The organism is Siccirubricoccus sp. G192 (genome assembly GCF_019084075.1).
In the GTDB taxonomy this organism is placed as follows: Bacteria; Pseudomonadota; Alphaproteobacteria; order Acetobacterales; family Acetobacteraceae; genus G192.
The window spans coordinates 2,590,309-2,611,336 of the sequence record NZ_JAHREN010000001.1; the positions used below are offsets into that span (position 1 = coordinate 2,590,309).

Sequence of the window (21,028 nt, forward strand, 5' to 3'; positions counted from 1 at the left end):
TTCTCGTGGCCCCCGGTGTCAGGCGGGGAGCAGCAGGCAAGCGGGGAAGAGTGGCGTGATCGGGGACGGCCACGGCCACTCTGCAAACCCGCAGCTTCCATGCCGGCCAGGCTTCTGGCCGCACCAGCCGCTTGCATCCTGCGGGCCGGTTCACGCCCTCCGGCTTCGCCTCCGGCCGACCGGGCCGCTCAGTCGCGGTAGCGGATGCCCGGCGCCGTGCGGAACTGCTCGCGCGTCATGTCGGCGGCGACGCGGCGGCCCTCGCCGAGATGCAGCCGCTGCAGCGGCACGGTCACGTATTTCTCCGTGAAGCCGAGCCGGCTCTCGACTTCCACCACCACCGAGACGACGCGGCCGGACGCTGGCTCGATCACCAGATCCTCGATCTCGCCGATCTCGGTGCCGTCACTGCTGTAGAGATCGCGATCGATCAGGTCCTTGGCGCGGATCTGTCCGGCGGCGAGGCCGGTGGCGGAACCGGCGGCCGGGCTGCCTGGCGTCCCTTGGGCACGGGCGTCACCCAGACTGAAGGCGGCGGTGGCGCCAAGCAGAAGGGCGGCAAGGCTGCGGCGTTCCATGGGACGTTCTCCGTTCTTCCCATGCCCCTCAACGAAACCCCTTCACCCGCGTTGCAGGGGCTTTCGGAGGGCCAGGGCCATGACGGCAGGGGAACGCAAGGCGCAGGACCAGCGGCGGGAGGTGGAATCCCCGGCGGATGCCGGAATGCATCGCTGGTTCGTGGTGGCCAATGGCAGCCGGGCGCGGGCCTTCGTGCAGCGCATCGGCAGCCCGGGCTACGACCAGGTGCGCGACTGGGACGACCCGGAGGCGCGTTTCAGCGGCGCCACCGACCTCCGCCCGCACGACCCCGCCGCGCCGGAAGCCACCGCGGACACACCGCGCGACCTGCGGGAGGAATTGGTGCGGGACCTTTCCCATGCGGTCCGTTCCGGCGAGGTGCGCGGCTTCTACCTGCTGGCGCCGGCCGGCTTCCTGCAGGAACTGACTGCCGCCCTGCCGAATGACATCAAGGCGAAGCTGGTGGCCGAGGCCAGCGGCGACCTGACGCAATTGCCGCGCGCCGAAGTCTTCGCCCGGCTGGATACGCTGCGCCGCCAGGCGCCGGAGGGCGTGCCGGAGGATGCCCCGGCAGCCCTCCGCCACCCTACGCCGGAGCGTGCATGACACCAGAGCGGTCTTGAACCTGGCGGGGCCCCGGGCAACATCCCCGTCATGGAGAACGACCGGCATCCGGGCCACCGCCCACCCATCCTGGACATGACCCCGGAGGGCGAGTTCCGCGAACCCGCGCCTTCCCGCCGCAACTGGCTGGACCGGGCGCTGGCGCGGGTCGGCGGGGTGGCGCTGCTGGTCGCGGTGGCGGCCGGCGGGCTGTTGTTGGTGGCCTTGGCCGTGCTGTTCCTCGGCCTGCTGCTGCCGGTGGTCATCGGGGCCGGGCTGATCGGCTTCGTCAGCCTGTGGTGGCGGGCGCGGCGGCTGCGTGGCCAGGGCGGAGCGCAGGGCGGGCCGGGCGGCATCCGCTTCATGGTGATCCGCCGCTGAGGCGGATGCCGGAACAACATTTCCCCATCGACCCCTCCCGCCTCTACGAGGTGGGACGGGATGGCATCCCCCATACCGATACCGGCCAGGCCCCGGAATGGCTGGGGCCGCGGCATCGGCGCATCCTGGCCTGGATGGCGCTGGGGGCGGTGGTGTCCGGCGGCTGCGCCGGGCTGACCCTGCTGTGTTTCCTGGCCGGCGCGCGTCTGGCCGCGGCTTGGTTCGCGCTGGCGACGCTGGCCACCGCGCCGCTGCTGCTGGTCGGACCGGCGGAGGACTGGTGGCGGCACCGCCGGCCGCGCCGCCGACGGCACCGGAACCGGCCGGGGGGAATTTCCGGGCGGCTGAGGCGAGCTACTCCGCCGCCTCCCGCAGCGGTGCCGCGCGCAGCCCGAAAGCCTCGGCCAGCAACTGGTAGGACCGGCGGCGGGCGGCGGGGTCGTGGCAGGGGGAGAGGATCGCCACCTCCTGCGCCGCGTGCCGGGCTGCCAGCGCCTCCAGCTTCGCCTTCACCTGTTCCGGGGCGCCGACCATGACATTCGGGCGCAACCGCTCGAGATGGGCGCGTTCGGCCTCGGAATAGGAATAGGCTTCCGCCTCCTCGACCGAGGGCAGGGGCGGGAAGCGGCCGCTGTCGCGGAACAGCCGCCATAATTCGCGGGACCTGTAGAGGCGCCAGGCCGCCGCCTCGGTATCTGCGGTCAGCGCGAAGACGCCGAGCGCGCCATGCGGCGTGGTGAGCCGCCCGGGGGTATCCGGCTTCGGCTGGAAGCCCTCGCGGTAGATCTGCATCGCCCCTTCGCTGCCGCGATCGGTAATGAAATGCGCGAAGCAATAGGGCAGGCCGAAATAGGCCGCCACCTGCGCCCCGTAGTCGCTGCTGCCGAGGATCCAGACCTGCGGCCGGGTCGGCACCACCGGCGAGGCCGTGATCATGCGGAAGGGGTGGTTGGCCGGCAGCCCCTCGCCGAGCCAGCCGAGCACCTCCTGCACCTGGTTCGGGAAGCGTTCGGCCGCCTCATTGGCATTGGGGTTCAGCGCGAAGGCGGTGCGGCCATCGCTGCCCGGCGCCCGGCCGAGGCCGAGATCGATCCGCCCGGGCGCGATCGCCTCCGCCACCCGGAACTGCTCGGCGACCTTGAGCGAGGCGTAGTGCGGCAGCATCACCCCCGCGGTGCCGACCCGGATGCGCCGCGTGGTGGCGGCGATGGCGGCCACCAGCATCTCAGGCGCCGAGCCGGCATGGGACTGGCTGTTGTGGTGCTCGGCCAGCCAGTAGCGGCCATAGCCCCAGGCATCGGCGTGGCGGGCAAGCTCCAGCGTCTCCCGGATCGCCTGGTCGGCGCCGCGGCCGGAAGCGATGGTGGATTGGTCGAGGATGGCGAGGCTGAGGGGCATCGGGCTTTCTCCAGCCGGGGAGAGTGGGGCCTCGCCGGCTAGAACGCCACCCGGCCGAAGATTGCCGTCAGCAGCGCGAACAGCGCGCCGCCGGCCAGGAAGCCGACCAGCGTGCCGTTCATGCGGACATATTGCAGGTCACGCCCCACCCGCAGCTCGATCTTTTCCGTCACCTGCGCCGTGTTCCAGCCGGCGACGACGCTGGCGATGAAGGTGGAGAGCTGGGCGCGGGCATTGGGCAGCATCGGGCCCAGCACGCCTTCGATCGCCCGGTTCAGCCTGGCGCGGGCGATGGGATCCTCGGCCAGCAGCGTGCCGATATTGGCGAAGGCGCCCTCCAGCAGCGCCACGGTGCGGCCTTCCGGATTGGCGGCATCGGCCTCCAGCGCCATGCGCAGCCGTACCCAGACATCGGCCAACCAGGTGGAGACGGCGGGATGCGCCATCGCCCCGCGCAGGGCGCGGCCCACGGCCGCCATGCGCTCCGGGTCGGTCTCCATGCGGTCGATCTCGGCGCGCAGCCAGATCTCGAAGGCGTGGCGGAGGTCGCTGTCCGAGGGTTCCACCTTCGCCAGCTCGCCATTCACCGCCGAAAGCAGGCGCCGGGCCACGGTGGCACCGGCCAGCCAGCCGATCAGCGCGCCGCCCTCGGCCCGCACCCGCGCCTCGATGGCGGCACGGAGCTGGTCCTCCTTCGCCGCCAGCAGGGTGCGGAACTGGGTGATGGCGAGGTCGAACACCTCCTGGTGCCGCCCGCCCTCCACCAGGGCGCGGAGCGCGCGGGCCAGCACCCGGGCGCCGGCCGGGCCACCGGCGATGCGCGGCAGCAGGCGGGCGAGCAGCCGGCGGGCGCGGCCATCCTCCAGGCTGGCCAGCACGCGGGGCAGGGTGGCGGCCAGGGCCGTGGCGGCGGGGCGGGCGGCGGCGGGGTCGGCCAGGAAGCCGCGCAGGATGCCTGCGAGGTCCAGTTGGCCGAGCAGGCGGCGCACCTCTGCCTCGGTGAAGACATGGTTGGCGACGAAGCGGCCGAGCCCCTGGCCCAGCCGCTCCTTCTGGTTCGGGATGATGGCGGTATGCGGGATCGGCAGGCCGAGCGGCCGGCGGAACAGCGCAGTCACCGCGAACCAGTCGGCGATGCCGCCGACCACCCCGGCCTTGGCGGCGGCCTGGAGCAGGTCGGTCCAGTAGCCGGGGGGCAGGCGGTAGGCAAGCAGCATCAGCGCGGCCATGCCGAGCAGCAGCCCGGTCGCGATGCGCCGATGCCGCGCCAGGGCGACGCGGAGCCGGGCATCCGGGTCGGGCAATGCGGCCCCGGGGACGGCGTGGGGGGCGGCATCGATGAGGGGGGGTGGGCGGCGGGCGGCCGGCGGGACGACATGGGCGCGGAAGGTAGGCGCCCGCGCCGGTGGTGGCGAGGGCCGCGGGCGATGCCGGCGGCCCCGGCGGGCTCACGCCTCCGCGGGGTCGGGGCCCCTTTCGAAAATGGCGGAATTGCCGCCATGTTCCTTCACCTCGACCAGATCCAGCCAGACGCGGCCGGCGGTCTGCTCCGCGATGAAGCGCGAGAGATGGTCGAAGACATATTCCGCCGTGGCCTCGCAGCCCACATTCGGCAGCACGCGGAGATCCACCAGGCCCTTCTGCGCGAGGTCCCGGAAATCCGGCAGGTTGGGATCGTCCTCGGCCACCAGCATGGTATGGTCGAACATCTCGTGCAGCCAGGCGCGGATCGGCTTCAGGCCGCCGAAATCGAAGCACCAGTTGTTCTGATCCAGCCGGTGCGTGGCGAAGACGAAGCGGAAGGCCAGGGCATAGCCATGCACCAGCCGGCAATGGGAATGCGCCGCCCGCCACTGGCGGAAGCAGCAGGACAGGCCCTCGCTGTGGTCGTAGGACTTGGTCGAGCGGTAGATGGGGCGGGCGGCACCGGGCTGGCGCATTGCCGGCCGGCGGGGCGCCGGATCGGCGCCGGCTTCGCCGGAGGGGGCCTCCGGGCGGACTTCCGGGGCCTGCCGGGCCTCGAGCAGCGCAGTTGCTGTCGTCATCCTGCAGGGCTCCGTTCCAGCGCGATGCATTCCTGCTGGAACTGCCCGCGGAGGCCGTGGTCGCTGGCGAGTTCGCCATGGTAGAAGCTATTCACCATGCGGCTGCGATGGCTGGCCCGCACGCCGCGATGCGTCTTGCACATGTGCACGGCGCTCACCCGCACGGCGAGGCCGCGCGGCGCCGTCGCCTCGACGATGTATCGGCCGATCTGGTTCACCAGCTCCTCCTGCATCTGCAGGCGGGACGCGAAGTGGTCCACGATCCGGTCGTATTTCGAGAGGCCGATGATCTTCCCGGAGGCCGAGGGGAGGATGCCCACATAGGCCTGGCCGTAGATGGGCATCATGTGGTGCGCGCAGGTCGAGCGCAGCTCGATCGGGCCGGTGACGATGAGCTGGTCGAAGCCCTGGACGTTCTCGAATTCGGTGATGGGCGGCGGCGCGTCGTAGCGCCCGCGGAGCGTTTCCTCGACCAGCATCTTCGCCACCCGCCGGGGCGTGTCGCGGGTGTTGTGGTCGTTCCGGTGGTCGATCCACAGCACGTCGAAAAGCTCCTCGAGCTTTTTCGTGGCGGCGGAAACCATGGCGGATTTCTCCGACTGGTCCGGGAACCGATCGACAGCCTCATTGCCGAGGCTTGAGAGCCGCAGCCTGTGAAGGGTTGTGCTCACAGTTTAAAGACGTATTGCATGGGAATGCCCCGCGAGACCTGTCGAATTACCGCATGAATCATGGCATGTGGCGCTTGATCGCGCAACTGGGAGTTGATATGCTGACGGCAGGCAGGGAAATAGTCCGTTGACCGTGAGTGCGGTGCGGCCAGGCGGCATCTCGGCGGCCATGCCGCATCCGCCAATCTGCGCAAGGGCGGAAGGGGTCGGGAAGATGGGCATTGCATTGACCGGACGCGCCATGGGCCGGCGCGCCTTCGGGGCGCTCCTGGGCGGCGGGGTCATTGCAGCCTCGACCGGCGCCCGCGGAGCATCCCTGCCCCTGCCGACGGAGCGGCCGATCCTGACGATCTCGGGCAAGATCGCGAATTTCAACCGCGACGAAACGGCGGTCTTCGATCGCCCCATGCTCGAAGCCCTGGGAATGTCAGGGTTCGAAACCAGGACGCCCTGGTATGACAACCCCGTCCGTTTCGACGGCGTGCGGATGGACCGGTTGATGGATGTGGTCGGCGCCTCGGGAGAGCGCGTGCTGGCCTATGCCCTGAACGACTACAGCACCGAATTGCCGGTAAGCGACTTCACGAAATACAAGGTGCTGCTCGCCCTGAAGCGGGACGGGCAATACATGCCGGTGCGCGACAAGGGGCCGCTTTTCATCGTCTATCCCTTCGACAGCGATCCGGAACTGCGGCACCAGCGCTTCTACAGCCGTTCGGCCTGGCAGCTTGCCCGCATCGTCGTGCGGTAGCCGGCCCGCCGGCGACGCAGGGCACGCGTACCCCTAGATGCCCCTTGCTGGGCTCCTGCCGAGTGGTTCCGGGGAAGGGTGGCGGACGCGCGCCGTCCGGCTGCTGCTCATCGGCGTCGCGGTCTTCTTCGTCCTGGCGGCCGGCTATACCTCCTCCCTGATCGTGCAGCGCCAGACCGCGCTGCGGGAAGTCTCGCGTTACAATGTCGCCTGGCTGGCCAGCCAGGCCGTGGTCGAACTGGCGAAGCTGCAGCAGCGGGTCGCTACCCACGCGCTGAGCCGCAGCGAGGCCGATGCGGACGAGGTGCAATTGCGCCTCGACATCCTGGCGAACCGGGCCGCCCTGCTGCGCCGCGGCGAGGTCAAGGAGCTGGTGGCCAGCGACCCCGACCTCAGCAGCACCATCGCCGAACTGGCGGCCGCCGTGGAGGCCGCGGGGCCACTGGTGGCCGCGCTCGGCGACTCGAAGTCCTGCGGCCTGTTGATCGAGCTGCTCGCGCCGCTGGAGCCGAAGCTGGCCAGGCTGGCCTCGGCGGCGAACGTGCTTGGCGGCGACCATGTCGCCGAGGACCAGCGGCAGCTCAGCCGGCTGCACTGGATCTTCTCCGGCATCCTGCTGGCCCTGGCCACCTGCGGCCTCGGGCTCTTTGCCCTGCTGCTCTGGCACAACCGGCTGTTGCAGCGCACCCATGGCGCCCTGCTGGCGCGGACGACCGAGCTGCATACCCAGAACGAGCGCTTCGATGCCGCGCTCAACAACATGTCGCAGGCGCTCTGCATGGTCGATGCCGAGCAGCGGCTGATCGTCTGCAACCGCCGCTACATGGAGGTCTTCGGCGTGCCGCCGGCCCTGGTGAAGCAGCGCACGCCGATGCAGGACATCCTGCGCGCCATCATCTCGGCCGGCGGCCATCCGGCCGAATTGGCCGAGGTCATCCATGAGGAGCAGCAGGCGCTGATCCGCGACCGGCTGCCGGCGAATTTCTTTCGCGAGCACAGCAGCGGCGGGGCGCTCGCGGTGTCGCACCAGCCGATGCCTGGCGGCGGCTGGGTCGCCACCTATGAGGACATCACCGAGCGGCGGCGGGCCGAGGCGCGGATCGCCTTCATGGCGCATCACGACGCGCTCACCGGGCTGCCGAACCGCCTGCTGCTGCGCGAGAGGCTGGACCAGGAGCTGCGCTGCCTGGACCAGCAGGGTGGCTGGCTCGCGGTGCTGTGCCTCGACCTCGACCAGTTCAAGCAGGTGAACGACACCCTTGGCCACCCCGCCGGCGACACGCTGCTGCAACTGGTTTCACAGCGGTTGCGGGCCTGCGTGCGGCCGACCGATACGGTGGCGCGGCTCAGCGGCGATGAATTCGCGATCCTGCAACCCTCGACCGACCAGCCCGCGGATGCCCAGGCCCTGGCCGAACGGCTCGTGAAGGCGATCGGCGCGCCCTACGACCTCGGCGGCCACCGCGTCATCGTCAGCGTGAGCATCGGCGCCGCCCTGGCGCCCACCGATGGCGACAATGCCGACGACCTGCTCAAGAACGCCGACATGGCGCTGTATCGGGCCAAGGCGGATGGCCGTGCCACCTTCTGCTTCTTCGAGCCGGAGATGCACCTGCAATTGCAGACGCGCCATGCGGTGGAAATGGACCTGCGCGATGCGGTGGAGAAGCAGCAACTGGAGCTGTTCTACCAGCCCCTCTTCAATGTCGAGGCCGGGAGGATCAGCGGCTTCGAGGCGCTGCTGCGGTGGCGCCATCCCGAGCGCGGCCTGGTCTCCCCCATACAATTCATCTCCCTGGCCGAGGAAACCGGCCTGATCGTGCCGATCGGCGAATGGGTGCTGCGCCAGGCCTGCGCCGATGCCATGCGCTGGCCGGCCCAGGTGAAGGTCGCCGTCAACCTCTCGGCCCTGCAGTTCAAGAGCCCCAGCCTGGTCCAGGCCGTCTCGGATGCGCTGGAGGGGGCCGGGATGCCGGCGAGCCGCCTCGAACTGGAAGTGACCGAATCCGTGCTGCTGCAGGACAACGAGGCGATCCTGGCGCTGCTGCACGAGTTGCGCGGGCTGGGCCTGCGCATTGCGCTGGATGATTTCGGAACCGGTTATTCATCCCTGAGCTACCTGCGGATCTTCCCCTTCGACAAGATCAAGATCGACCAGTCCTTTGTCCGGGAAATGGCCGACCGGCCGGATTGCGCCTCGATCGTCAACGCGATCGCCGGGCTTGCCGTCAGCCTCGGCATGACCACCACGGCGGAAGGGGTCGAAACCCGCGAACAGTTGCAGCAACTGCAACGCGCCGGCTGTACCGAGGTGCAGGGCTATTATTTCGGCCGGCCGATGCCGGCCGGCGAGGTCGCCGCCTTCCTCGCACCCGGCACGAAGCGGACCGATCTGGCCTGTGGCTGGCCCCCTGGCTTGCAAAGGGCTGGCCAGGAAGTCGGCTGAGCCAGCCCCGGCCCGAGGGAAGCCGCCCGGCCACTCCCATCATCTCCGCTGCCGCCCCGCTTCCATCCGCGCCCCGCCATCCCCATCTCCCCGCGGCGGACGACCCGGCCCTGCGCTGCTCGGACTTTCCCGCCTGGCTATCCCGTCTGGTTGCCCTGGCTGCCAGACCGGGCCCTCCGCCACGGCTTTCGCAGCCCCACCGCCTCCGGGCGGTGCCCGAGGGAGGGACCACCATGGCCAATGCATGGACGACTGCCGACCCAGCCAGCACCCAAGCCCAGCCCCGCATCCGCCACATCACCACTGCCGACCTGCGTGATGCGCTGGCCCGGGGCTGGGCGGATTTCCAGGCGATTCCCACCCAGTTGATCTTCCTCAGCATCCTCTATCCCATCATCGGCCTCATCGCCGCCCGCGCCGCCTGGGGTGGGCCGCTGATGCCGCTGCTCTGGCCGCTGGTCTCCGGCTTCGCGCTGGTGGGGCCGGTGGCGGCGCTCGGCATCTATGAACTCAGCCGGAGGCGGGAACAGGGGCTGCCGACCAGTTGGCTGAATGCCTTCGACGTGCTGCGCTCCCCCTCGATCGGCGGGATCGTCTTCCTCGCCCTGATGCTGGTAGCGATCTTCGTCGCCTGGCTCGGCACCGCCCGCGCCATCACGCATCTCACCATCGGCCCGGTGGCGCCGGACTCGATCGGCGATTTCCTCGGGATGGTCTTCGGCACGCCGGAGGGGCAGCGGCTGATCCTCATCGGCAATGCCGTGGGCTTCCTCTTCGCAGTGCTGGTGCTGATTCTCACCGTGGTGTCCTTCCCGATGCTGCTGGACCGGCCGACCGATCCGGGGGCAGCGATCCGCACCTCGGTGCGGGCGGTGCTGGCCAATCCGGTGCCGATGGCGCTCTGGGGCCTGATCGTGGGCGTGCTGCTGCTGCTGGGCAGCATCCCGGCCTTCGTCGGGCTGGCGGTGGTGGTGCCGGTGCTGGGGCATGCCACCTGGCACCTCTACCGGAAGCTGGTCGCCTGGTGAGGCGGCCCTACAGCGGCATGCCGAATTGATGCTTCGGCACGCCGCTGTAACCTGTTGTTCGTAGAGCAGATTCACGCCTCCAGGCGGTTCCGCCCTGCGGCGATCTGCTCTAGCCGTAGGCGATGGCGGCTTCGGCGCCGCGGGCCATGCCGGGCAGCATCGCCTGCCCGGTGAGGCTGAGCGCCACCGCCTCCGCGACGCGGATGCCGTCCACCCCGGCGGAGAGGATGCCGCCGGCATAGCCCGCGCCCTCGCCGGCCGGGAAAAGCCCAGGCGTGTTCACGCTCTGGAACCGCGCGTCGCGGCGGATGCGGATGGGGGAGGAGGTGCGCGTCTCCACCCCCGTCAGCATCGCATCAGGCATGGCGAAGCCGGCGATCTGCCGGGCGAACGCCGGCAGCGCCTCGCGGATGGCGGCGATGGCGTAGCCGGGCAGGCAGGGCGCGAGGTCGGTCGGTGTCACCCCGGGTCGGTAGCTCGGCACCACCTCGCCAAGGCCGGAGGAGGCGCGGCCGTCCAGGAAATCGCCGACCCGCTGGCCCGGCGCGGCATAGCCGCCACCGCCGGCGAGGAAGGCCTGGCGCTCCCAGTGCCGCTGGAATCCCACCCCGGCCAGCACGTCGCCGGGGTAATCCTCGGGGGCGATGCCGACCACGATGCCGGCATTGGCGTTCCGCTCGGCCCGCGAATACTGGCTCATGCCATTGGTCACCACGCGGCCCGGCTCGCTGGTCGCGGCCACCACCGTGCCGCCGGGGCACATGCAGAAGCTGTAGACGCCGCGGCCGTTGGAGGCGTGGTGCACCAGCCGGTAATCCGCGGCGCCGAGCAGGGGGTTGCCGGCATTCGGCCCGAAGCGGGCGCGGTCGATCAGCGACTGCGGATGCTCGATGCGGAAGCCGATGGAGAAGGGCTTCTGCTCCAGGAAGACGCCGCGGTCGCGCAGCATGGCGAAGGTGTCGCGGGCGCTGTGGCCGATGGCCAGCACGACATGGTCGGCCTCGATCTCCGTGCCGTCCTGCAGCACCAGGCCGCGCAACCGGCGGCTGCCATCGGGGCGCGTCGCGATCGCCAGGTCGGCGACCCTGGAGCGGAAGCGGTATTCGCCGCCCAGCCGCTCGATCTCCGCCCGCATCGCCTCCACGACAGTCACCAAGCGGAAGGTGCCGACATGCGGCCTGGAGACATACAGGATCTCCTCCGGCGCCCCGGCCGCCACGAACTCGGCCAGGACCTTGCGGCCGTAATGCCGGGGGTCCTTGATCTGGCTGTAGAGCTTGCCGTCGGAGAAGGTGCCGGCGCCGCCCTCGCCGAATTGCACGTTGCTCTCCGGCTCCAGCACGCCGCGGCGCCAGAGGCCCCAGGTGTCCCTGGTGCGCTCCCGCACTGGCTTGCCACGTTCCAGGATGATCGGCCGGAAGCCCATCTGCGCCAGCACCAGCCCGGCGAAGAGGCCGCAGGGCCCGGTGCCGATCACCACCGGCCGCCGCGGCGGCGGCTCCGGCGCGCGGGCCGGGGGGCGGTAGTGGGTGTCAGGGGCGGCGGCCAGGTTGCGGTCGCCGGCCAGGCGGCGCAGCACCGCCGCCTCGTCCCGCAAGGTGAGGTCGAGGGTATAGACCAGCATGATGGCGCTGGGCTTGCGCGCATCATGGCCGCGCCGGACCACCGAAAGCCCCAGAAGCTCCGCCTCCGCAAGGCCGAGCCGGCGCAGCACCGCGGCGCGCAAGGCCGCCACCGGATGGTCGAGAGGCAGCCGGAGTTCGGTCAGTCGCAGCATCGGGGCCAGGGGGGTCCAGCGGGCAGGAGGTGGGGCGAGGGGCCAAGATAGGGTGTGCGGGCCCAGGCCCCAACCGGCAGCCGCGGTTCCCCTCGCGGCCGAACCGCTCCATGCTTGGCCCAAGCAGGGGCCGATAGGGGAGAACGCCGCCATGGACTACCGCAGGCTGGGCCGCACCGGGCTCAAGGTTTCGGTCCTGGGCTATGGCGCCGGGGCGGTGGGCGGGCTGATGGTGCGCGGCAGCCCGGCCGAGCAGGAACGCTCCGTCGCCCGCGCGCTGGAGGCCGGCATCACCTATTTCGACACCGCGCCCGCTTACGGCAACGGCGAGTCGGAGCGCAACCTCGGCCGGGTGCTGAAGGCGCTGGGCGCGGATGTGGTGCTCGGCACCAAATTCCGCCTCGGCGGCAGCCCGCGCGGCGATCTCGGCGCCGCCATCACCGCCTCCCTGGAAGCGAGCCTGGCGCGGCTCGGCCGCGACAGCGTGGACCTGCTGCAACTGCATGACCCCGTGAGCCTCTCCGGCCAGGGCGGCTATACCATGCGGCAGATGCTGGAGGAGGCTGTGCCGGCGCTGGAGCGGTTGCGCGCCCAGGGCAAATGCCGCTTCCTCGGCATCACCGCGCTGGGCGAGGCCGAGGCGCTGCGCGAGGTGCTGGGGGCCGGCGTGCTGGACACCGCGCAGATGCCCTACAACCTGCTCAACCCGAGCAACCTGGACCCGCTGCCCGCCGGCCTGCCCGGCCAGGATTTCCAGGGGCTGATGCGGCATGCGGCGGCGCAAGGGGTGGGGGTGATCGGCATCCGCATCCTGGCGGCGGGCGCCCTCTCGGGGGAGGCGGCGCGGCACCCCATCGCCATGCCGGAGGTCGCGCCCATCGCCTCCGGCGAGAGCTATGCCACCGACCTCGGCAATGCCCGCCGGCTCTTGCCACTGGTGGCCGAGGGCGCGGTGGGAAGCCTGGCCGAACTGGCAATCCGCTTCGCCATCACGCCCCCCGAGATGGGCAGCGCGCTGATCGGCACGGCCTCGCTGGAGCAGCTTGAGGTGGCGATCGCGGCGGCCGGGAAGGGGCCCTTGCCGCCGCCGGTCCTGGCCCGGATCGCCAACCTTTGGGCGTCGCGCCGCTGAGTTGGGGCGCGGTCCGCCTTGCCCGGCGTGGTGGCGCGGCCATACAGTCACGCCATGATGCCCCGCTGGACCGATCCGCTCGCGCTTTCCTCCGGTGCGGGAGCCCGCCTGGTGCTGGCGGCGGCGGTGGCGGCCGGGCTCTGGGCCGCCGTATTCTGGGCGCTGGCGGCATGACGCCGCCGGGAAGCCCGGCAAGGACCAGCTTCGGCCATCCCGCCACTGGCCAGACTGCCCGCCCCTGACCCGGCGGTGCGCGGCCCGCTCGGGCAACCCTGGTGCCGCCGCGATATCCTGTCCCGCATCGAGATCCCCAAGCGGAGGAGCCGACATGCCAGATCCCCAAGGGTGTTTCGTCTGGTACGAGTTGATGACGACCGATACGGAAGGCGCCAAGGCCTTCTACGGCCAGGTGGTCGGCTGGGGCACCCGGGATGCGCCGGGCGGCCTGCCCTATACCCTGTTCACCACCGGGGAGATGCCGGTGGCCGGGCTGATGGACCTGCTGGAGGAGGCTCGGGCGATGGGCGCGCCCCCGGGCTGGATCGGCTATGTCGCGGTGGCCGATGTGGATGCCGTTGCCGAGCGGGCGAAACGCCTCGGTGGCACCGTGCATGTCCCGCCGCGGGACATCCCGGGTGTCGGCCGCTTCGCGATCCTGGCCGACCCGCAGAGGGCAGTCTTCGCGCTGTTCAGGGGGGCGGATTCCGGGAAGTTCGAGCCTCCCGCGCCGGGGGCGCCGGGCCAGATCGGCTGGCATGAGCTGCTCGCCGCCGATTGGGAGAGGGGCTTCGACTTCTATGCCGCGCTGTTCGGCTGGCAGAAGGCCGATGCAATGGACATGGGCAATATGGGCACCTACCAGCTCTTCGCCGCCGGCGGACCGCCGATCGGCGGCATGTTCAACAAACCCCCCAATGGTGCCGGCCCCCTTCTGGCTCTACTACTTCCGCGTCGGCGACATTGATGCGGCGGTCGGGCGCGTGACGGGCGGTGGCGGCCAGGTCCTCAACGGCCCCATGGAGGTGCCGGGCGGCGACTGGATCATCCAGGGCATGGACCCGCAGGGCGCCATGTTCGCGCTGGTCGGCAAGCGGGGCTGATGCGCGACCCCTGTGTTCCGGCGGCGTGATCGCCGCGGCGGGCTGGGCTGGGCTGCCGGATACTTGGCGGGCGCCATCTGCGATGACCGCCCTGCCTCCCGCATTGCACCCGTCCCGTCCTGCGGTTATGCTATAACATCATGCTTCGCTGCCTTCCCGTCCCCTCCGCCCTTGCCGCCGGCGCGCGCCATGCGCGGGCCGTGGCGCCGCGCGCATGACTGCCGCCCCGGAGCTTCGCCTTACCGACCTCACCGTCTGCCATGAGCGGCGGCCGGCCGTGCATCATGTCTCCGGCCGCTTCGCCCCGGGCAGCCTCACTGCCGTGGTCGGACCGAATGGCGCCGGCAAGACCACCCTGCTCCGGGCGCTGGCCGGCCTGCATCGCCCGCAGGAGGGACGGATCGAGGCCGCGCCGCCCGGCGTCGCCGCCCGTATCGCCCTGCTGCCGCAGCAATCGGCGCTGGACCGCGCCTTTCCGCTCGGCTGCCTGGATGTCGTGCTGTTCGGCCTCTGGGGCGAATCCGGCGCCTTCCGCGCCCTGCCGCGCGATGCCCGGGCCCGTGCCGCTGCGGCGCTGGAGGCTGTGGGGCTCGGCGGCTTCGAGCGGCGGCCGGTCGGCAGCCTCTCGGCCGGGCAGTTCCAGCGCGTGCTCTTCGCCCGGCTGCTGCTGCAGGATGCGCCGGTGATCCTGCTGGACGAGCCCTTCAACGCCCTCGATGCTCGCACCGCCACCGACCTGCTGGCCCTGGTGCGGCGCTGGCATGGCGAGGGGCGGACGGTGGTCGCCGTGCTGCACGACCTTGACCTGGTGCGCCGCGAATTCCCGGAAACCCTGCTGCTGGCGCGGGACTGCCTCGGCTGGGGGCCGACCGAGCAGGTGCTCTCCGCCGCCAACCGCCTCCTCGCCCGCATGATGGCCGAGGCCTGGGTCGCGGAGGCCGAAGCCTGCCCAAGGAGCGAGGCGGCCTGATCCTCGATCTTCTGTTCGGGCCCTTCCTGGAATTCGGCTTTCTCCGCCGCGCCTTGGTGGGCTGCCTGGCGCTTTCCGTCGCGGCACCACCGCTCGGCCTCTTCCTGATGCTGCGGCGGATGAGCCTCACCGCCGATGTGCTGGCGCATGGCATCCTGCCCGGCGTCGCCGCGGGCTTCCTGCTGGCCGGGCTCTCGATGCCGGCGCTGGCGGCGGGGGGGCTGGTGGCCGGGCTGGCGGTGGCGCTCGGCGCCGGGGCGCTGTCGCGGGCCACGGGCGGGCGGGAGGATGCCTCGCTCGCCGCGCTCTACCTGGTGGCGCTGGCCCTGGGCGTGGCGCTGGTCTCCTGGCGCGGCGGGGCGGTGGAACTCACGCAATTGCTCTTCGGCAGCGCGCTCGGCGTGGATGACGCGGCGCTGCTGCTGATGGCCGGCACCGCGACGCTCACCCTGGCCGCCCTGGCGCTGGCCTGGCGGCCGCTGGTGCTGGAATGCTTCGACCCCGGCTTCGCCGCCGCGGTGGGCGCGCGCGGCGGCTGGTGGCATATGGGCTTCCTGGCGCTGGTGGTGCTGAACCTGCTGGCTGCCTTCCAGGCGCTCGGCACGCTGATGTCGGTCGGGCTGATGATGCTGCCGGCGATCGCCGCGCGGCACTGGTCACGCGGGGTCGGCGGCATGGCCTATGCGGCTTGCGGCATCGCGGCGCTGGCCTCCTTCGCCGGGCTGCTGCTCTCCTTCCATGCCGATGTGCCGGCGGGTCCCGCGGTGGTGCTGGGCGCGGGGCTGGTCTGGGCGGTCTCGGTGCTGGCGGGGCCGGTGGATGGGCTGCTGCCCCGGCTGGTCCGGCGGGCGCATCTGGCGGGGTGAAGCGGGTTGCCGCCGACCCTGCATGCGCCGTGGTGTGGCGATGCGCGTTGGACGGCCAGCCTGGACCGCCCCCATCCCAGTTTTCGGTATACATTCCAGGCGCAAGAGCGGAATCCTGTGCCCCTGCCTGACTGCGCGGCGCCTCCGAGAGGCTGCCTCCAGGGAGGGACGTTGCCATGAAGCGGAGCAGCATGCGCGTGGCTGGGCCAGCCACGCGCGATGGAAGTCCGGGGCAGGACGGGGCGCCGCTCCCTGCCTAGCCCCGTGGCCCTCCTGGGCGGGCGCTGCTGCCTGCCCCTTTGCCTCGCCGCAAACCAACCCTGAGGGGGGACCGCACCCCATGAGAGCCCGAAATGCTCCCCACAGCTCGCGCTGCGGCGGCCATGCGATGCTGCTCGCCACGGTGGCCGCCGCCGCGCTGACCATCACCAGCGCCCCCCGCAAACGCACAGCAGGGGGCACATCACGGCATGACCGTGCCGGGCACCGGCCGGGCGGAGCTGGGCGGCTATGCCCGCGACCTGCCGCGCGGCGCCGCGGCACCCAGCAACGACGCACGGCCGTCGCTGCAAGCTGACCTCGGCAGCCTCACCTGGCCCGCAGGCACCAGCAACCCGGAGGCCCAGGCCTATTTCAACCAGGGCTATCGCTTGGCCTGGGGCTTCAACCATGCCGAGGCGGCGCGGGCCTTCCGCGCGGCGCAGGCGCTGGACCCAGGCTGCGCCATGTGCCTCTGGGGCGAGGCCTGGGTGCTCGGCCCGCACATCAACTACCCCATGGAGGCCGATGCCAATCGCCGGGCGCTCGCCGTGCTGGAGCAGGCGCGCCGCCTGACGCCCTTCGCCGGCGAGCTTCGCACCGCGCTGATCGAGGCGCTGGCGGAGCGCTATTCGCCCGACCCGCAGGCCGATCGCAAGGCGCTCGACCACGCCTATGCCGAGGCGATGGAGGCGGTGCAGCAGCGCTTCCCCGCCGAGCCCGAGGTGGCGATGCTGACCGCCGATGCGCTGATGAACCAGCAGCCCTGGGACTATTGGGAGGCCGGCGGCCATGTCCCGAAGGGCGCCACCGACCGCATCCTCCGCCTGATCGAGAATGTGCTGGGCGTGCGGCACGGCTCGCCCATCGCGGCGAATCCGCTGCACCCCGGCGCCATCCACCTCTACATCCATACGGTGGAAGCCTCGGCCGAGCCGGAGCGTGCGGCGCCGCATGCGGCGCGGCTGGCGGCGCTGATGCCGGGCGCCGGGCATCTCGTGCATATGCCCAGCCACATCTGGTACCGCCTGGGCCTGTGGCGGGAGAGCCTGGAGGCGAACCGCCAGGCGGCCGTGGCGGATGAGGCGCTGCTCGCGCGCGGCGGCGCGAGCCTGCTCTATGCCCAGGGCTACTACCCCCACAACCTGCATTTCGTCATGGCCTCGGCGCTGATGGGCGGTGATGGCCAGGCGGCGGTGGGGGCGGCGGAGCGCCTGGCCGGCATCGTCTCCGACCGCGCCCGGCGCGAAGTGCCCTGGACCCAGCCCATCGCCGCCGCGCCCTATGTGGCGCATGCCCGCTTCTCGGCGCCAGAGGTGGTGCTGGCGCTGCCCGCGCCGGGGGCCGATTTCCCCTTCGTCCGCGCGCATTGGCACTATGCGCGTGGCGAGGCGCTGGCCCGGCTCGGCCGCGCCGGGGAGGCGCGCGGCGAGGTCGCCGCGATCGGCGAATTGGCGCAGACGCCAGGCATCGCGGAACTCGGCAGGCTGGGCGTGCCCGGCACCGATGTGCTGGGTATCGCCGCCAAGGTGGTGCAGGCGCGGCTGGCCCAGACCGAGGGCGACCATGCCCGGGCCGCCACGCTCTTCGCCGAGGCCGCGGCGGCGCAGGACCGGTTGCCTTATATGGAGCCGCCCTTCTGGTACTACCCCGTGCAGCAATCGCTCGGCGCCGCGCTGCTGGCGGCCGGCCGGCCAGGGGAGGCGGAGGCCGCCTTCCGCGAGGCGCTGCGGCGCAGCCCCAACAATGGCTGGGCGGCCGCCGGGCTGCTGCGCGTCGCAGAGGCGCGGGGCGATGGCGATGGCATCGCGGCGGCACGGACGCTGCTGCAGCGGAACTGGTTCGGCAACGACCTGCCGGCGCTCGACCGGCTCTGACACCGGCGCGGGCGGCGGCCCTCACGCCGCCGCCCGGCCCTGCGGATCGGAGTGGCGCAGGCATCCGCACGCCCGCGCCCGGGCCGGCCCGAAAAAGAACACCACCGGCAGAAAGCGGCTGGCCAGGATCGCCTGGGCGAGTATCGAGAGCGGGGCCCCGCCCGGGGCGCGGGCGAAGGAGGGTGGCGGCATGGCGATGATCCAGAGGCTTGCGGAGGAGGAGCGTCTCTCCGGCGCGGTGGTGCATCGGGGTGCTTCGGGCGGGCTGGTCTGGCTGGCCGGCCAGGTGGCGGATGACCCGGGCCTGGATGCCGAGGGCCAGACCGCCGACATCCTCGCCCAGATCGACACGCTGCTGGCCGAGGCCGGCACCGACCGGCGGCACCTGCTCTCCGTCACCGTCGTGCTGGCCGATATCCGCGACGCCCCGGCGATGAACCGTGCCTGGGACCGCTGGCTCGACCCCACGGCCAAGCCGGCGCGCATGACCATCCAGGCGCCGCTGGTGGATCCCGCCTGGCGGGTGGAAATCACCGGAGTCGCCGCCTTGCCGGACAGGCGCGGGGCGTGACCAGCCGCCATTGCCGCACCGCTTTGCATCGGCCTGGCCGGATCGATTCGCTGCGGTTTCCCGGAGGCGCCGCATTCCGGTGTGGTGACTCTCCCCGCCCTCGGTCGTGGCGACATGCCTCCGGTGGATGATGTGATGCGGCTGCTGGCCCGACTTCCGCTGCTCTGCCTGAGCACTCGCGCATAGATCATGCTGCCGAAGCGGCCGGGCCGGGGCATTCTGTTGCGGAGGCGGGCGCGCCCCGGCGCCGCCGGGGAGCAGGCATGCTTCCGCCTTATTCACCAGGGCAGGATGACACAGCGGCGGGCGGGTTCCGACTCCGCGCGCAGGATGAGGATGCAGGATCGATGACCGAGGCCGAAGGGGCCGATTTCTGGCGGGGCAAGCGCGTATTGGTGACCGGCGGCGCCGGTTTCCTCGGCAGCGGGCTGTGCCACCACCTGGCGGGGCTTGGCGCGCGTGTCACCGCGCTCGATGTCATGTCCGAGGAGGGCGGCGCCAATATCGCCAATCTTGAGGGTGCCTCCGTCCTGCTGGTGCGGGGCGACATCCGGGACGCGGAGCTGCACAGCCTCTGCCAGGACGTGGACGTGCTGTTCAACATGGCGGCGCAGACCAGCCATATGGGCGGCCAGAAGGACCCGGTGGCGGATATCGCGATCAATGCCGTGGCGCAGGTGCGCCTCATCGGCGTGATGCGGGAGGCGGCGCCGCGCGCCACCGTGGTGCATGCCTCCACCCGGCAATTCTATGGCCGGCCACTGCGCCTGCCGGTGGATGAGCTGCATCCCGTGCAGCCGCCGGACGCCAATGGCGTCTCCAAATTCGCCGGCGAGCAGTATTGGCTGCTGGAGCAGCGGGTGCACCAGCGCCCCGTCGTCTCGCTGCGCCTGACCAATTGCTATGGCCCGAGGCTCCGCATCCGCGATGCGCGGCAGACCTTCCTCGGCATCTGGATCCGCCAGGTGCTGAAGAACGAGGGCTTCGAGGTCTGGGGTGGCGAGCAGTTGCGCGACCTGGCCTATGTGGAGGATGTCACCCGCGCCTTCCTCATGGCCGCCGAATCCGCGGTGCGGCCCGGCGTCGCCGGCCATGCCTTCAATCTCGGCGGCGCGCCGCCGGCCTCGCTGCTGGAACTCGCCGAGCGGCTGATCGCCGCCAATGGCGGCCGCGGCCATTACTCGGTGCGCAGGTCCCCCGCCGACCGCGCGCCGATCGATATCGGCAGCTACCATGCCGACGACCGCGCCTTCCGCGCCGCCACCGGCTGGGCGCCACGGGTCGGGCTGGATGAGGGCCTGGCCCGCACGCTCGACTGGTATCGCGCCAGGCTGGCCGACTACACCTGATCCCGCACATCCCTCACGCCGGCGCGTGACCAGGGCGCCCCGCTGGCGCAGACTGGTCGCCTCGGCCAGCCAGAGCTTCAGGACCGCAGCATGACCGCTTCCCCGACCATCATCCCGCAGGCCGATCCCGGCGCCGGCTACCGTGCGCAGCAGGCCGAGATCGACGCCGCCGTGGCGCGCGCGCTGTCCAGCGGCTGGTACATCCTAGGCCGTGAGGGCGAGGCCTTCGAGCAGGAATTCGCCTCATGGCTCGGCACCTCCCGGGCGGTGGGCTGCGCCAATGGCACGGATGCGCTGGCGCTGATCCTCAGGGGCCTCGGCATCGGCGAGGGCTGCACCGTCGCCACCGTCTCGCATACCGCGGTCGCCACCGTGGCGGCGATCGAGATGGCCGGCGCCACGCCGCTGCTGCTCGACATCGACCCCGATACCTACACCATGGACCCGGACGAGCTGACCGCCGTGCTGGAGGACCCGCCGCCCGGCCTGCCGCCGATCCGCGCCGCCATCGCCGTGCATCTCTATGGCCAGGCCTGCGACCTCGACCCCATGCTGGAAGCCTGCGCCACCAATGGCGTGGCATTGATCGAGGATTGCGCGCAGGCGCATGGCGCCTCGCTCGGCGGGCGCCGGCTCGGCACCATGGGGGCGGCGGCGGCCTTCAGCCTCTATCCCACCAAGAATCTCGGCGCGCTCGGCGATGGCGGGGTGCTGGCGACAGATGATTTCGAACTGGCTGACCGCATTGCCGCCATCCGCCAATATGGCTGGAAGGAGCGCTACGTCTCCGCCATGGTCGGCGTGAACAGCCGGCTCGACGAGGTGCAGGCGGCGATCCTGCGCGCCAGGCTTCCGCATCTCGATACCGGCAATGCGCGGCGGCGGGAGATCGCAGCCGCCTATGACGCGGCGCTGGCGGGCGGGCCCATCGCGCCGCCGGCGCGGCGCCCCGGCGCCGAGCATGTCTTCCACCAGTATGTGCTGCGCGCGCCGGACCGGGCCGCGATGCAGGCGCGGCTGCGCGAGGCGGGGGTGGGGACCGGCATCCACTACCCGGTGCCGGTGCATCTGCAGGGCGCCTATCGCGGCCGGGTGCCGCTCGGCCCCGCCGGCTGTGGCGAGACGGAGCGGGCGGCGCGGGAGGTGCTGAGCCTGCCGATGTATCCGGAATTGACCGAGGCACAGGTTGAACAGATCTGCGGCGCGCTCAGCCGATTGTAGAAATT

General features: G+C 71.5%; 20 protein-coding genes. 14 read left to right on the plus strand and 6 right to left on the minus strand.

What is annotated here, in order from left to right; translation table 11 throughout:
• Positions 1–188 precede the first annotated feature (188 nt).
• Complete coding sequence (locus KSF81_RS12355; RefSeq protein WP_217379235.1) at positions 189–578, minus strand: PRC-barrel domain-containing protein; 390 nt, start codon at positions 576–578, stop codon at positions 189–191.
• 79 nt (positions 579–657) lie between these two features.
• Between KSF81_RS12355 and KSF81_RS12360 the strand changes: the two genes are divergently transcribed.
• Both KSF81_RS12360 and KSF81_RS12365 read left to right on the plus strand, forming a co-directional pair.
• On the plus strand, positions 658–1,185 hold the full coding sequence (locus tag KSF81_RS12360; protein WP_217379236.1) for a host attachment protein: 528 nt from the start codon (positions 658–660) through the stop codon (positions 1,183–1,185).
• A 48-nt stretch (positions 1,186–1,233) separates the two neighbouring features.
• Complete coding sequence (locus KSF81_RS12365) at positions 1,234–1,563, plus strand: hypothetical protein (RefSeq protein WP_217379237.1); 330 nt, start codon at positions 1,234–1,236, stop codon at positions 1,561–1,563.
• Between the two features lie 354 nt (positions 1,564–1,917).
• Here the strand turns inward: KSF81_RS12365 and KSF81_RS12370 are convergent, their stop codons facing one another.
• From KSF81_RS12370 to folE, 4 genes are all read right to left on the minus strand, one after another.
• A complete protein-coding gene (locus KSF81_RS12370; RefSeq protein WP_217379238.1) occupies positions 1,918–2,961 on the minus strand; it encodes an LLM class flavin-dependent oxidoreductase in 1,044 nt (347 codons plus the stop codon).
• A gap of 38 nt (positions 2,962–2,999) precedes the next feature.
• Entirely contained in the window at positions 3,000–4,265 is a 1,266-nt protein-coding gene (locus KSF81_RS12375; RefSeq protein WP_254453488.1) for a DUF445 domain-containing protein, read from the minus strand.
• Positions 4,266–4,409: 144 nt separating this feature from the next.
• Entirely contained in the window at positions 4,410–5,006 is a 597-nt protein-coding gene (locus KSF81_RS12380) for a 6-carboxytetrahydropterin synthase (RefSeq protein WP_217379239.1), read from the minus strand.
• On the minus strand, positions 5,003–5,590 hold the full coding sequence (gene folE / locus KSF81_RS12385; protein ID WP_217379240.1) for a GTP cyclohydrolase I: 588 nt from the start codon (positions 5,588–5,590) through the stop codon (positions 5,003–5,005). The genes KSF81_RS12380 and folE overlap by 4 nt, the downstream gene beginning before the upstream one ends.
• Positions 5,591–5,891: 301 nt before the next feature.
• Between folE and KSF81_RS12390 the strand changes: the two genes are divergently transcribed.
• The 3 genes from KSF81_RS12390 (at position 5,892) to KSF81_RS12400 (ending at position 9,902) form a co-directional block, all read left to right on the plus strand.
• Positions 5,892–6,428, plus strand: coding sequence for an oxidoreductase (locus KSF81_RS12390; RefSeq protein WP_217379241.1), 537 nt, complete (start codon positions 5,892–5,894; stop codon positions 6,426–6,428).
• Positions 6,429–6,465: 37 nt separating this feature from the next.
• Complete coding sequence (locus KSF81_RS12395; protein WP_217379242.1) at positions 6,466–8,874, plus strand: bifunctional diguanylate cyclase/phosphodiesterase; 2,409 nt, start codon at positions 6,466–6,468, stop codon at positions 8,872–8,874.
• A 233-nt stretch (positions 8,875–9,107) separates the two neighbouring features.
• The gene (locus KSF81_RS12400; RefSeq protein WP_217379243.1) at positions 9,108–9,902 is read left to right on the plus strand and encodes a DUF2189 domain-containing protein; all 795 of its coding nucleotides are present in this window, start codon (positions 9,108–9,110) and stop codon (positions 9,900–9,902) included.
• 109 nt (positions 9,903–10,011) lie between these two features.
• On the opposite strand, the gene KSF81_RS12405 is transcribed toward KSF81_RS12400, so the two are convergent.
• Positions 10,012–11,679, minus strand: coding sequence for an NAD(P)/FAD-dependent oxidoreductase (locus KSF81_RS12405; RefSeq protein WP_217379244.1), 1,668 nt, complete (start codon positions 11,677–11,679; stop codon positions 10,012–10,014).
• Positions 11,680–11,830: 151 nt separating this feature from the next.
• Here KSF81_RS12405 and KSF81_RS12410 point away from each other — a divergent pair, with 151 nt between their 5' ends.
• The 9 genes from KSF81_RS12410 (at position 11,831) to KSF81_RS12445 (ending at position 21,023) form a co-directional block, all read left to right on the plus strand.
• A complete protein-coding gene (locus tag KSF81_RS12410) occupies positions 11,831–12,811 on the plus strand; it encodes an aldo/keto reductase (RefSeq protein ID WP_217379245.1) in 981 nt (326 codons plus the stop codon).
• Positions 12,812–13,139: 328 nt separating this feature from the next.
• On the plus strand, positions 13,140–13,775 hold the full coding sequence (locus KSF81_RS12415; protein WP_254453489.1) for a VOC family protein: 636 nt from the start codon (positions 13,140–13,142) through the stop codon (positions 13,773–13,775).
• Positions 13,726–13,911 (plus strand): hypothetical protein, encoded by a 186-nt coding sequence (locus KSF81_RS29605; RefSeq protein ID WP_254453490.1) that lies wholly within the window; start codon positions 13,726–13,728, stop codon positions 13,909–13,911. Before KSF81_RS12415 ends, KSF81_RS29605 begins: the two co-directional genes overlap by 50 nt.
• Before the next feature lie 214 nt (positions 13,912–14,125).
• On the plus strand, positions 14,126–14,881 hold the full coding sequence (locus KSF81_RS12420; protein WP_217379246.1) for a metal ABC transporter ATP-binding protein: 756 nt from the start codon (positions 14,126–14,128) through the stop codon (positions 14,879–14,881).
• Positions 14,878–15,747 carry a metal ABC transporter permease gene (locus tag KSF81_RS12425; protein WP_217381673.1) on the plus strand — a complete coding sequence of 290 codons (870 nt, stop codon included), beginning with the start codon at positions 14,878–14,880 and terminating at the stop codon, positions 15,745–15,747. Before KSF81_RS12420 ends, KSF81_RS12425 begins: the two co-directional genes overlap by 4 nt.
• Positions 15,748–16,217: 470 nt before the next feature.
• Positions 16,218–17,882: a tetratricopeptide repeat protein gene (locus KSF81_RS12430; RefSeq protein WP_217379247.1), complete on the plus strand. Its 1,665-nt coding sequence runs from the start codon at positions 16,218–16,220 to the stop codon at positions 17,880–17,882.
• Between the two features lie 190 nt (positions 17,883–18,072).
• Positions 18,073–18,453: a RidA family protein gene (locus KSF81_RS12435; RefSeq protein ID WP_254453492.1), complete on the plus strand. Its 381-nt coding sequence runs from the start codon at positions 18,073–18,075 to the stop codon at positions 18,451–18,453.
• Positions 18,454–18,800: 347 nt separating this feature from the next.
• Entirely contained in the window at positions 18,801–19,802 is a 1,002-nt protein-coding gene (locus KSF81_RS12440; protein WP_217379248.1) for an NAD(P)-dependent oxidoreductase, read from the plus strand.
• Positions 19,803–19,892: 90 nt separating this feature from the next.
• Entirely contained in the window at positions 19,893–21,023 is a 1,131-nt protein-coding gene (locus KSF81_RS12445) for a DegT/DnrJ/EryC1/StrS aminotransferase family protein (RefSeq protein ID WP_217379249.1), read from the plus strand.
• Positions 21,024–21,028 lie beyond the last annotated feature (5 nt).